15 protein-coding genes and 1 tRNA gene are annotated in these 12,530 nt (G+C 40.6%); 12 read left to right on the top strand and 4 right to left on the bottom strand.

Annotated elements, in window-relative coordinates:
* Positions 1-58: 58 nt before the first annotated feature.
* The 7 genes from H4075_RS09000 (at position 59) to H4075_RS08970 (ending at position 6,871) form a co-directional block, all read left to right on the top strand.
* The gene (locus H4075_RS09000; RefSeq protein WP_182806072.1) at positions 59-571 is read left to right on the top strand and encodes a TlpA family protein disulfide reductase; all 513 of its coding nucleotides are present in this window, start codon (positions 59-61) and stop codon (positions 569-571) included.
* Between the two features lies 1 nt (position 572).
* Positions 573-1,778 (top strand): sialidase family protein, encoded by a 1,206-nt coding sequence (locus H4075_RS08995; RefSeq protein ID WP_182806071.1) that lies wholly within the window; start codon positions 573-575, stop codon positions 1,776-1,778.
* 255 nt (positions 1,779-2,033) lie between these two features.
* The gene (trxA, locus tag H4075_RS08990; RefSeq protein WP_182806069.1) at positions 2,034-2,351 is read left to right on the top strand and encodes a thioredoxin; all 318 of its coding nucleotides are present in this window, start codon (positions 2,034-2,036) and stop codon (positions 2,349-2,351) included.
* Positions 2,352-2,758: 407 nt separating this feature from the next.
* Positions 2,759-3,253, top strand: coding sequence for an SET domain-containing protein-lysine N-methyltransferase (locus H4075_RS08985; RefSeq protein WP_182806067.1), 495 nt, complete (start codon positions 2,759-2,761; stop codon positions 3,251-3,253).
* A 15-nt stretch (positions 3,254-3,268) separates the two neighbouring features.
* Positions 3,269-4,405, top strand: coding sequence for a D-alanine--D-alanine ligase family protein (locus H4075_RS08980; protein WP_182806065.1), 1,137 nt, complete (start codon positions 3,269-3,271; stop codon positions 4,403-4,405).
* 12 nt (positions 4,406-4,417) lie between these two features.
* A complete protein-coding gene (locus tag H4075_RS08975) occupies positions 4,418-5,851 on the top strand; it encodes an SET domain-containing protein-lysine N-methyltransferase (RefSeq protein ID WP_182806063.1) in 1,434 nt (477 codons plus the stop codon).
* A 126-nt stretch (positions 5,852-5,977) separates the two neighbouring features.
* Positions 5,978-6,871: an ABC transporter six-transmembrane domain-containing protein gene (locus tag H4075_RS08970; protein ID WP_182806062.1), complete on the top strand. Its 894-nt coding sequence runs from the start codon at positions 5,978-5,980 to the stop codon at positions 6,869-6,871.
* A 65-nt stretch (positions 6,872-6,936) separates the two neighbouring features.
* On the opposite strand, the gene H4075_RS08965 is transcribed toward H4075_RS08970, so the two are convergent.
* Together H4075_RS08965 and H4075_RS08960 are read right to left on the bottom strand one after the other, a co-directional pair.
* The gene (locus H4075_RS08965) at positions 6,937-7,338 is read right to left on the bottom strand and encodes a hypothetical protein (protein ID WP_182806060.1); all 402 of its coding nucleotides are present in this window, start codon (positions 7,336-7,338) and stop codon (positions 6,937-6,939) included.
* Between the two features lie 54 nt (positions 7,339-7,392).
* Positions 7,393-7,463: transfer RNA gene (locus H4075_RS08960), tRNA-Cys, on the bottom strand.
* A 51-nt stretch (positions 7,464-7,514) separates the two neighbouring features.
* Between H4075_RS08960 and H4075_RS08955 the strand changes: the two genes are divergently transcribed.
* From H4075_RS08955 to H4075_RS08935, 5 genes are all read left to right on the top strand, one after another.
* On the top strand, positions 7,515-8,390 hold the full coding sequence (locus H4075_RS08955; protein WP_182806058.1) for a nucleoside phosphorylase: 876 nt from the start codon (positions 7,515-7,517) through the stop codon (positions 8,388-8,390).
* A 144-nt stretch (positions 8,391-8,534) separates the two neighbouring features.
* Positions 8,535-9,314 (top strand): diaminopimelate epimerase, encoded by a 780-nt coding sequence (dapF, locus tag H4075_RS08950; RefSeq protein ID WP_182806056.1) that lies wholly within the window; start codon positions 8,535-8,537, stop codon positions 9,312-9,314.
* Between the two features lie 123 nt (positions 9,315-9,437).
* Positions 9,438-9,920, top strand: a complete 483-nt coding sequence (locus H4075_RS08945) for a DinB family protein (protein ID WP_182806054.1) — start codon at positions 9,438-9,440, stop codon at positions 9,918-9,920.
* A 26-nt stretch (positions 9,921-9,946) separates the two neighbouring features.
* Positions 9,947-10,885, top strand: coding sequence for a magnesium transporter CorA family protein (locus tag H4075_RS08940; protein ID WP_182806053.1), 939 nt, complete (start codon positions 9,947-9,949; stop codon positions 10,883-10,885).
* A 14-nt stretch (positions 10,886-10,899) separates the two neighbouring features.
* Positions 10,900-11,355, top strand: a complete 456-nt coding sequence (locus tag H4075_RS08935) for an NUDIX hydrolase (RefSeq protein ID WP_182806051.1) — start codon at positions 10,900-10,902, stop codon at positions 11,353-11,355.
* A gap of 74 nt (positions 11,356-11,429) precedes the next feature.
* On the opposite strand, the gene H4075_RS08930 is transcribed toward H4075_RS08935, so the two are convergent.
* Together H4075_RS08930 and H4075_RS08925 are read right to left on the bottom strand one after the other, a co-directional pair.
* Positions 11,430-12,215 (bottom strand): queuosine precursor transporter, encoded by a 786-nt coding sequence (locus tag H4075_RS08930; RefSeq protein ID WP_182806049.1) that lies wholly within the window; start codon positions 12,213-12,215, stop codon positions 11,430-11,432.
* Complete coding sequence (locus H4075_RS08925; protein WP_182806048.1) at positions 12,212-12,487, bottom strand: hypothetical protein; 276 nt, start codon at positions 12,485-12,487, stop codon at positions 12,212-12,214. Before H4075_RS08925 ends, H4075_RS08930 begins: the two co-directional genes overlap by 4 nt.
* Positions 12,488-12,530 lie beyond the last annotated feature (43 nt).

Here is a 12,530-nt window from a genome sequence, read left to right as displayed (position 1 = left end):
AAAAATGTAAGTAATATTGTGCCGCCATTAAAGCGAGTCGTTTAAACCAATACAAGAAATGAAATCGATTTATAAAATAGCAGTTGCCTTTTTGTTATTGCTGGTGAGTTGTAAAGAAAAAGAATCAAATAACAACAAAGACAAACCGACTGTTGTAACAAAAGGTGAATCCGAGTTTGATAAAATTAAATTGACCGAACTTGATGGCACACCAATTGAACTTCATCAATACGAAGGCAAAACCATCTTTATAAACTTTTGGGCAACCTGGTGCGGCCCCTGCATCCAGGAAATGCCTTCCATTCAAAAAGCAAAGACCAGTTTGAAAGACGAGGATATTGTATTCCTGTTTGCATCAAATGAAGAAGTAGAAGCCATTGAAGCATTTAAGAAAAAGCAGTCGTACGATTTTCATTACGTAAGAGTAGAGAACCTGGAGCAATTAAATATTATAGCCTTACCAACAACATATATTTTCAACCCAGACAAAAAACTTGTTTTCTCAGAAATGGGTTACAGAAAATGGGATAACAAAAACAATATTGATTTAATTCTTAATGCAGCAAAATAACATGACCAAACTGATCAACGTCCTTTCACTGATTATTGTATTTGCATCATGTGCAGATAAAACAACTGAAACAAAAACAACGGGAGAAGTTGTATCGCTCTCCTCTCCTGCCGCTGATTCATCTGCAGAACCTTATCTATTTACTGATGCAAAAGGCATCGTTCATCTTTCATGGGTACAGAAAAAAGGAAAAGGATCATCGCTGCATTTTTCGACACTTGCAAATGATCAATGGACAGCTCCTGTTACTATCAGCACCGGAAAAAACTGGTTTGTAAACTGGGCCGATTATCCGGTTATTACTTCAGATGCCAACGGAAATATGCTTGCGCATTTTTTAGAAAAAAGTGATACAGCAAAATTCACGTACGATATTAAGTTGGTTGCATCTGCCGATGCAGGTAAAACATGGGGAACGCCAACCACCTTACATGATGATGGCAAAAAAGCCGAACATGGTTTTGTTTCCATCACTCCTTATAACGATCAGTTTATTGCAGCATGGCTCGATGGAAGAAAAACAGCCATGGAAGGCGATCACAGTAAACATGAAGGGCATCATGGTGAAATGACCTTGAGAGGCGCTTTCCTCGATAAAAAAGGAACCAAGACAAAAGAATGGGAACTCGACGGAAGAATATGCGATTGCTGCCAAACAACCATTGCCATTACTGATAATGGACCAATCATTGTTTACAGAGATCGTTCAGATGAAGAGATCAGGGATATGTCCATCGTACGTTTTGTAAATGGCGAATGGACTCAACCCAAAACCATCTTCCCTGATGAATGGAAGATTGCCGGCTGCCCGGTGAACGGACCAAGAGCCGATGCTATTGGAAATAATTTAGCCATTGCATGGTTTTCAATGAAAGAAAATAAAGCACAGGTGAAGATCATTTTTTCTGAAGATGGCGGGGTTACATTTAAACCACCCATTCAGGTTGATGAAGGCAAAGCAATTGGCCGGGTTGATGTAGTGATGATCGATAAAGAAACAGCCATGCTGAGTTGGATGGAAGGATCGACCATTAAAGCAATTAAAGTAAATGCTGATGGTTCAAAAGGACAGCCTATTGTTGTTGCTGAATCTTCCGATTCAAGATCAAGCGGTTTTCCGCAAATGACCAAGGCAGGTGATAAATTGTTCTTTGCATGGGCAGATAATAAAGCAAAAACAATTAAGCTGGCAAGTTTGACTTTATAACAAAAACCTCTGGGGTTTCAGAAACCCCGGAGGTTTGTTTAACCTATACATTGTTAGTTTTCTCTGATCGTTCCACCAAAATCCTCCTGCTGAAGAATAAAGATCAACCGTTAACGGCTCTTTAACTGTCATTCTTGTAGTACATCCTGTCGTTTTTTATTTGTGAACAGCTGTGGATAATGACATAACATCAGATTAACAGGAATGGGCTTAAATTTGTCCCTTCATTCAAAAAAAATTAAAAGGATATAAATTATGGCACTCCAATTTACAGATGCAAACTTCCAGAGTGAAGTGATCAGTTCAGATAAACTCAGCGTAATCGATTTCTGGGCAGAATGGTGCGGACCATGTCGTGCAATCGGGCCGGTTATTGAAGAATTGAGTAAAGAATACGATGGTAAAGTAAAAGTGGGTAAAGTAAACGTTGACGAAAACCCACAGGTTAGTATGAACTACGGTATTACTTCTATTCCTGCTATCCTCTTCGTGAAGAACGGTCAGGTAGTTGACAAATTAGTAGGCGCACAGCCAAAAGGTAATTTCGTGAAGAAGATCGAACAACACATGTAAGATTTTATTACATCGATAATACAAACCCGTTTCAGTTTTGAAACGGGTTTTTCATTTTTGGTCGGCACCGAAGGTCAGACCAAAAATGAAAACGATTTTGTTACCTGCATTGGTACAACTATGGTCGTTCCTTGCCACGCTCGTTTTATGGTTCTGTATTTCATAGCATCATTAAAAAGCGTTGCAGCATGCATGTACTGAGCGGAGCTGATGTATCGCACGCTTCATAGCTTGTTCGTAATGCATCTATGGTTTTACAATAAATCCATTTCTTTATTCACATTCATTCAACATTCATTAAACCATCCATGGTTTATTCAATCAATTAATTAATTTCAAAGCATTAATACCGACAATACTTTGTTTTAAAGTAACCAGTCGACTCGCTTAACACTTAAAACGCTCCCATGAGTACAACAACCCTCCCCGCCAGCATTGTAACCGGTCATTACGGATTTGCAGATGTTCACCTGCATGCCGACACGAATCACAAGCTCTTACTGGCAACAAAAACATTCCAGACAGGCGATGTCATCAGCAAGTTTGGTGCAAGTGAAGTACATGAAGTTCCATCCCGTTATACCGTTCAGGTAAATGAAGAAGAACACATTATTCTTCAACCGGAGTTTCTGCAATACATTAACCACAGTTGTAATCCCAATGCATTCTTCAATACAAGTACAATGCAACTGGAAGCATTACGACCCATTGCACCCGGCGATGAGTTCACCTTCTTTTATCCATCAACAGAATGGTTCATGGCCGAACCGTTTGCATGTCATTGCGGCGAAGTGAATTGTATTGGCATCATAAAAGGAGCAAAAGAATTATCAAAAGATCTCTTGAAACATTATCGTTTAACAGCATTTATTGAAGGCAAAGTGAATGAAATAAACGATTAATCTATACATTTACTTATGCTTTCAAACCCATTTTCTTCACTTCCTTTAACTGAACATCCGCTCTTCATTTGGGTACTGGCTCCGCATCTGCAAACCAACGATGCCAACCTCGATTACTATTACGATTTTTCGCAAAGTATTGATGAGTATACAAAGGTGTTTGCTGAATTAAATCTCAATTGGAAATGGCAACCTGTTACACAGGAAAATTTCAAATCTGTTATTGATGACATCGCTGCTACCACATCTTTTCAAACACCCATTGTTCTGAATTTATGTGATGGTGATGAAGTGAATGGCACACCGGGCGTGTCCGTCATTCATTATTTAAAAGAAAAGCAACTGATTTATACCGGAGCTGATGCCCCTTTTTATGATAACACTACTTCTAAAATTATTATGAAGGAGTTGTTTGATAAAGCAGGTATTGCACATGCAAAGTGGGTTGCCATTCATCATGCTAAACAAAAAATTGGCGGCATCTGCAATTATGTTGGCACACCTTTGATCGTTAAGCCTGCCGTTAGCGGTGGCAGTATGGGTCTTGGAGTAAAGAACGTGGTGCATAATGATGAAGAGTTGAAAGCATTGGTGAAAGAACTGTTTGATGGTTACCGTGGCTGGGATTTTTCATTTGGCGGATTAGTAGCAGAAGAGTTTATTAACGGACCTGAGTACACCGTGTTTCTTTCGGGTTCACATCAATCACCAAGAAGCAGAAGAGTGTATCCACCGGTTGAACGCATTTTTCATAAAGATTTACCCGATACAGAAAAGTTTTTATCCTTCGATCGTTTATGGGAAACCTATGAACAGGAAAAACCCATCGGCGAGTTTGAAGATTTTTATCAATACAACCTGCCTCCTATCGGTTTACAGAAAAAAATCATGGACCTGAGCTGGAAAGCTTATTGTGCAGTTGGAGGAACGGGTTACGGCCGTATCGATATACGTATGGATAAGGCCACCGGTAAACTTTATGTGCTGGAAGTAAATGCACAATGCGGATTGAGTGAAGATGAAAATTATACTTCCATTGGTGCTATTGTTCGTTTAAGTAATCAATCTTACTCCGGTTTAATTCTGCATATTTTACAGGACGCCATGCAGCGTCATCACAAAAAACAAAAAAAGGCAGTGGCTGTGCGTTAACAGCAAGTTGATATGAAGATATGTGTACTGCAACCCGATTATTCTACTTCTGCTGTTGATTATCAATATTACGATCCTGCAAGGAACTTATCGCACCTGTTACCTCATGTACAGTTCGATCATGTATTGCTCAACAAACTCACTACCTATAAACAGTTACTTGAATTAAGCAAGAAGGGTTATGATTGTTTTGTGAATCTCTGTGAAGGTTATCTCGAATGGGAAGTGCCTTCCATTGATGTGATCTATACATTGGAATTACTCAATCTTCCATTCACCGGGCCAAACACATTGCTCTACGATCCGCCAAAAGAATTAATGAAGTATGTGGCTTATACCGAAGGTGTGGCAACAGCCAATTATGCTTTGATCGATACCTTTGAACAATTGGAGCAACAGGTAAATCATCTCAACTTTCCGTTGTTTGTAAAACCTGCAAAAGCAGGCGACAGCTTAGGCATTGATGAACATTCTGTTTGTCATAACCTTGATGAGCTTCGTGAAAAAGCATTTGCAGTATTGCAACACTATCCGCAACTGCTCATTGAAGAATACATTGCAGGCAGAGAGTTCACCGTACTTGTTGCCGCTGATGCAAAAGATGAAAAGAAGTGCAAAGTCTTTCAACCCATTGAATTTATTTTTCCGGAAGGAAGAACGTTTAAAACGTACGCACTCAAGACATCTGAGCTTCATCCTGAAAGTAATATACCCGTAACAGATACAAATATCAGGCAACAACTAACGGAAGCAGCTCAACGCATTTTCAGAAGTTTTGGCGGTGTTGGTTATGCACGTATGGATTTTCGCATGAATGATGCTGGTAAAATATTCTTCCTAGAAGTAAACTTTACCTGCTCCGTTTTTTATACTGATGGTTATGAAGGCAGCGCCGATTACATCATTAAAGCTGATGGTATTGGTCAGGCCGGTTTTCTGCAGCACATCATTGAAGAAGGTATTGCACGGCATAAACGTCGGCAGAAGAAGTACATCATGAAAGGCAATTCCATTGCCGGCTTTGGTATTTACGCCACCTGCCCCATTGCTGAGGGTGAAGTGATCTTTAAAGGTGAGGAACGTCCGCAGCGGATCGTTACCAAACGCTTTGTGGAAGAGAACTGGCTGCCGGAAGAGAAGCTGCTCTTTAAACATTACGCTGTGCCATTAAGTACCGAAGTGTATGTTTTGTGGGACAATAACCCATCTGAATGGGCACCGCAAAACCATTCCTGCCGACCGAACACTGCTTACAAAGGGCTCAACTTGGTTGCCCTCAACCCCATTTTACCCGGACAGGAGCTCACAATGGACTACGCCGATCTGCTCGATGATTCGGCTGAAACATTTGAATGCCAGTGTGGTACACCCGATTGCCGCAAGACCGTTTCCGGTCGCAAAGGCAATTCTGTCACACAGAGGGAGCAAATTAACAGGCCCCACTGACAACCCATCAACCTAACTTTGCCTTTCTACTAATCCAAATGCCGGGAAAAAGAAATCTTCTCTTTCGATAAACTCCGGCAATTCTGCACAGTCTATTTTGAGGATTTTTAAAAGGAAGGAACAAGTATGCCTGGTAAATGGGTTATCCAAACAATTGTAAAACAGTATAAGTATAAGCTGCTGATCACTTACGCCCTCTTTGCGGTGGAGATGCTGGGCTTATTGATGCGACCATACTTTTTGGGTGAAGCCGTCAACGATCTCATCAAAGGTTCTTACAACGGTTTGTTTTACCTGGCAGGTGCACATTTATTATGGGTGATTACAGGCACTATCCGCCACCGTTACGATTCACGCACTTATTCTGAGATCTATACTTCGCTTGTGGTAAAACTCATGAGCAAGCACAAGCAAAAAGATCTGTCGAAGCTTAGTGCCCATTCAACATTATCAAGAGAGTTTATTGATTTTCTTGAGTTCGATCTCAACTACATCATTGAAGCAGCTTACAATATAGTTGGTTCGATGATACTGTTGTTCTTTTATGATACGCAGGTGGTATTGCTTTGCCTGTTGATGTTGATCCCGGTTACCATCACGAGTTATATCTATGGGAAGCGAATGCGCCGATTGAATAAATTCAAGAACGATGAACTGGAACAACAGATCAATGTATTGGCTACAAGAAATCCATTGCGCATCAACGAGCATTATAACAAACTCCGTAAATGGCAGATCAAGATCAGCGATCAGGAAGCATGGAATTTTGGTGTGATGGAATTATTGGTCATGGCGATCATTACCGTTTCACTCTTAACTGTATCATCTGTAAATGGAAAAACGTTACAGGCCGGTGATATGATTGGTATCTACACCTACATTTTAAAATTTGTAAGCGGACTGGATACGGTACCTTATATGATTCAACGCCTGGCAACATTGAAAGATATTCTGCATCGTGTAGAATTAAATACAGAAGATGAAATTGGAACGGAGCCGTTGGTTGTTACAGCAGCGTAATCTCTTTTGGAATTAGTAATTAGGAATTGGTAATTGGGATATCCTAATTCCAAATATCTAATTCCTTATTCCTTTCCTTTTTCAATCACTTTCATATCTGGCAACACCGACATCACCAACAAAATCAACGAAGCGGCGAAATAAACATAGAGCCAGATCGTAGTTTTCGGACATTCGCCGTTGCGGCAAGTAGAAAGCAATAACAGGTTACGCAAAGCCCACGAAAAGTTGATAGCCGCCGCAAATGGGTTTGCACGTTTAGCCCATAATTTCGGCACAAGAAAAAAGATGGTTGTTAACCCTATCATGAACAGGTTCATTAAAACCGGCATTCCAAATCTTGTTACTTTTTCAGAACCAAAGCCAGTAACTACAGCATCAATTGAAGTAATAGAGATCCAAGGGAACACGGCAGCAACGATCATAAGCAAGCCCGCAAAAATTCCGATATAGTTAGAATAACGCATAGTTTACAAACAGAAAAAGCGCAGGATGGTTTCCAACGCTTTTCATTTTTTTTGAGGTCCCGAGCGGATTCGAACCGCTGTACGAGCTTTTGCAGAGCTCTGCCTAGCCACTCGGCCACAGGACCAATTTGTGAGGTGCAAATGTAGTATATTCGGGTAAATACTCCCAAAGAACTATGCAAAGAATTGCAGAAAGTGAGCTGATCATTAATAACAGAGGCGCAGTTTACCACCTGAATGTAAGACCAGATGAATTAGCAAACACCATTATCACCGTTGGTGACCCCGATCGTGTAAAAGAGGTATCGAAACATTTTGACAAAGTTGAACACACGCTGCAACACCGTGAATTCATTACACACACAGGTTATATCGGGAAAAAGCGCATCTCGGTTGTATCAACCGGCATTGGTCCCGATAATATTGATATTGTGGTAAACGAACTGGATGCATTGGTGAATATTGATTTCGAAACAAGAACCATCAAACCCAATTTAACTTCGCTTCATCTCATCAGGCTGGGCACTTCGGGTGCGTTACAGGCAAACATACCTGTTGATGGATTCGTGGTATCAACGCATGGTTTGGGTATCGATAATCTGTTGCATTTCTATCGTCATGATAATAATGAAGAAGAGAAACAATTGCTGCAGGCATTCATCACCCACACCCAATCGCAAGACAGTTTATCATATCCATACATTACAGGAGCAGGCTCTCAACTGCTTAAGCATTTTGTGGAAGGTTATCATCATGGCATTACAGTTACTTGCCCGGGGTTTTATGGCCCACAAGGTCGTGTATTACGGCTGGGGCTCTCCAATCCCGCATTAATTGACCGGTTAACTCAGTTCAGGTTTGGCCAGCACAGCATTACCAATTTTGAAATGGAAACCTCTGCCATTTATGGCTTGGGCAAAATGATGGGGCATCAATGCTTATCCATCAGCGCCATTGTGGCCAACAGGGTGAAAAAAGAATTCAGCAAAGATGGCGGTGCGGCGGTAGAGAATTTGATTAAGAAGTCGATCGAAATTATCAGCAAGATCTAGCCAATCTCAAAAGCAACTACACTCAACCCATATTCGTCAATAACCGAAACAATGCGGTTTTCTGAGCAATACAGCTCAGGAAGGCAGTCATCGCAGTTTGTAGTAATTTAGCAATAGATATTGCATCCCTTTAAGAAACAACAAATGACCATTCCTTTCTATAAATACCAGGGCACAGGCAACGATTTCGTTATTCTTGATAATCGTACGGGTAATTTTACGCAATTAACCAGCGTAGAAATAGCCAATTTATGTGATAGAAGATTCGGCATCGGTGCCGATGGTTTGATGATGTTGCAGCTGAAAGAAGGCTATGATTTTGAGATGGTTTACTTCAATGCCGATGGAAATGAAGGCAGTATGTGTGGCAACGGTGGAAGGTGTTTAGTGGCCTTTGCAAAGGACCTTGGCGTGATCGACAAAACCGCTGCATTCCTTGCTACAGACGGGTTTCACGAAGCTTTGGTAAAAGAAAACGGCTGGGTGGAACTGAAGATGAAGGACGTGGATAAAGTTGAAAAATTTGCTGACCATACCATTTTAAATACCGGATCACCGCATTATATCCGTTGGGAAAAGGATATAGCAAAAACCGCAGTTTTCGACGAAGGGAAACGTATTCGCTACTCACCCCCTTTTTCTGAAGTGGGTATCAATGTTAATTTTGTTCAGCTTCATGACGATGCTCTCAGTGTACGTACTTATGAACGGGGTGTAGAAGCCGAAACCCTGAGTTGTGGTACAGGTGTTACAGCCGCAGCAATTGCTGCAAGCAACAGCACCATCGGGCAACAGGAAAAAAAGATCCTGACGCCGGGCGGAGAGTTGAAAGTGAAGTTTGAAAAAAAATCCGATACGTCCTTTGAAAACATATGGCTCTGTGGTCCTGCCACATTTGTCTTCTCGGGTACGATCGAACTTTAATCCAAAATCCTAAACCCTAACCCCCAACACCCGATGATTGCCAAAAGGTATCATTTAAACAAATTTCAGATCATCAGCCATGCTGAGAACACCATTGACGATATCGTCAAACAGTGCCGGCAAATGGATGAGTCTCTGTTTTTTTATAAATCAGAGCAATGGTCTGTTGCGGAAAATCTTGAACATCTCTCCTTAAGTCTTCATAAAGGCTGGCTCGGTTTGTTTGCACCCAAGTTTTTTTTAAAATGGAAATACGGCAAGCCCGATCACGCATCACGTTCTTATGAAGAACTGCTACAAGTCTATTATCAAAAACTGGACGAAGGTTATGAGCAGGATAAACGTTACATCCCGAATGTAAAAGAAGAGAAAGGTGCCAAAGAAAAACTCATTTTCCGGTTTGAACATATCTGCACAAAATTTCTCGACCAGATAAGATATTATTGGGAAGATGACTCCATGGATGAATATCAGGTGCCGCATCCTGTACTTGGACTTATCACCATTCGTGAGTTGCTTTATTTTAACCTGTTTCATAATACACATCACTATAAAACCATCCGCAACAGGAAAAACGAAGCCATCGAATTTTCAACCGCAGATTAACAACGGCCACTTACCTTTGCGCCGCTATGTTGCAATTCTTTAAAAACGAAAACGGCAAAACGCTTGCCATCGAAAAGCCTGAATCAGGCGCATGGGTAAATATTGTACCCCCGCTGAAACAGGAAGAGTTTACAGAGATTGCAGATGCCCTGGATGTTCCGCTTGATTTTTTAACGGACTCGCTGGATATTGATGAACGTTCACGTTATGAGCTGGAGGATAATGTAAAGCTCATCGTTATCAAAACCCCTGCAGAAAACAATTCATTTAACGACAGTGATGCCTTTTACATCACCATCCCTATTTGTATTATTCTTACGCATAACCAGATCGTAACGGTGAATTCGTTCGACAATGGTGCGATCAAAAAATTCCTGAATACGTTTCAAAACCGTCATCCCGATAAACGGAATATGATGGTGTTGAAGATCTTTGAAAAAGTGGTGCAGGCTTACATGGAGTTTTTGAAAGAGATCAATCACCGTCGAAACCTTTTAGAGCAAAAATTATATGATGCCAACAGGAATGAAGAGTTACTCGATCTGATGCGTATCCAGAAAAGTCTGGTATATTTTGTTACTGCATTGCGTAGTAATGAAATGCTTTTGATGAAATTGCAACGCACCAATTTCCTTGCATTGAATGATGAAGAAGATGAATTCCTGCAGGATCTCATCGTTGATACCAGCCAGGCATTGGAGATGGCGAATATTTATACCAACATCCTCAGCTCAACCATGGATGCATTTGCCAGCATCATCAGCAACAACCAGAACCAGGTAATGAAGCGATTGACTTCTGTGACGGTAATGTTGCAGTTGCCAACATTGGTCGCAAGTATTTACGGCATGAACGTGCCGATACCAGGAGCGCATTCTGCTTTTGCATTTTATTTCCCCATTCTGATATCGCTTGGTTTATCACTCTTGCTCGGCATCTATTTTCTTAGAAAGAAACTATTTTAAATAGCTGAATAATTATGACACTTACTGTTCGTGTTTACGGCGTTATTATTACTGACGACAAGAAAGTATTGGTGAGCGATGAATTTATTCGTGGAGCTTACATCACAAAATTCCCCGGGGGTGGTTTGGAAATTGGCGAAGGCACCAGAGATTGCTTAAAACGTGAAATAAAAGAAGAACTGTTTATCGATTCAGAGATAGGCGACCATTTATACACCACCGATTTTTATCAGGAAAGTGCATTCAATACAGCACACCAGATACTTTCCATTTATTATTATGTGAAACCATTGGAACCGATCTTACTTCCCTTCAAAACAACTCCTTTTGATTTTGAACCGCACCAGGTAGCTGATCCAAAAGGTGAATCGGAAGTAATACGATTAATTGATTGGGATCATTTCAATGAGGAAACAGTTACACTTCCCATTGACAAATTAGTTGCACGGATGTTGAAGGAAAAGCATTAAAAAAGAATGAGTGGTCAGTGGTGAGTAGTGAATGGCGAGTTTTCTTTCTGTCGTCCGTGGTCCATCGTCTTTTCTTAATCCAACATTGCAGCTTTTTTCATTTCAGCTGCTTTGTCGTGACCGAGATATCTTTCAATCACACCATGAATCAGGTAGATGACCGGCGTAAGTGCAATTGCCACAATAAATTTATAGATGTAGTTACCGGTTCCTGTAACAAGTATCTGCTTTAAACTCCATGCATCTCCCTGCCCTTCCTGTATTCTCCGGCCAATATAGAATGCGATAAATAATACCACAAAACTATCAACCAATTGAGAGATCAACGTTGAGCCTGTTGCACGCAGCCAAATCCGTTTTTCACCCGTAGCCTTTTTAATACGGTGAAACACCAGTACGTCTAACACCTGGCCAATTAAGAATGCAACCATGGAACCGATTATAATCCATAATCCCTGGCCAAAAATCCCCTTGAATGCATTGTTGGCATTATCTATATCATTTCCAATTGTAAAATATTCGGATGGTTTTAAACCAATAGCACCCGAAAACATTAAGAATGAATAAGCTATTAAAGTGACAGTGAGATAGGAAAGAAATTTCACCCCTTTCGATCCGTAATACTCGTTGATAATATCGGTCATGATGAAGACAACCGGCCATAACAATACACCTGCGGTAAGATGAAAACTGAAATTGCTCCCGAACAATGGCAGTTCCAAACGTTTAATGCCAATGGTATCTTCCAGTGAAAAAATTTTGACACCGATAAATTCAGCGATCATCGCATTGGCGATAAAAAAACCAGACAAGATGAGAAACAGTTTGGTTGATTTATCAGAAAGTATCTGTTTGATCATACAAAAAAGATGAATAGTTGAATAATGAGCACTACAAGATTCAAAAAGAAAATGCTGTTGATCTTCAGTTCAATTCTCTTTCTAACCAACAGAGCTATAAACCAACTGTTGATGAAAAGGTTCACGATCAAACTCAGGAATAATCCGCCAATTACAAGTATGGAAGCAGCCGACTGCGGCAGATCCACATTCACATATCGAAACCCTATAGCAACAAAGAATAATACATTCAGAATAAAAGCCACCTTGCTGAAAAACAAAAATCCGTTCATACCGTTAAAAATGCTGTCAATCCCCCAAAATACCATTATTTTG

Origin of the sequence: Lacibacter sediminis, from assembly GCF_014168535.1 — a bacterium.
In the GTDB taxonomy this organism is placed as follows: Bacteria; Bacteroidota; Bacteroidia; order Chitinophagales; family Chitinophagaceae; genus Lacibacter; species Lacibacter sediminis.
The sequence above is the reverse complement of the archived record's forward strand: the minus strand, read 5'-3'. Positions and strand labels throughout refer to the sequence as shown.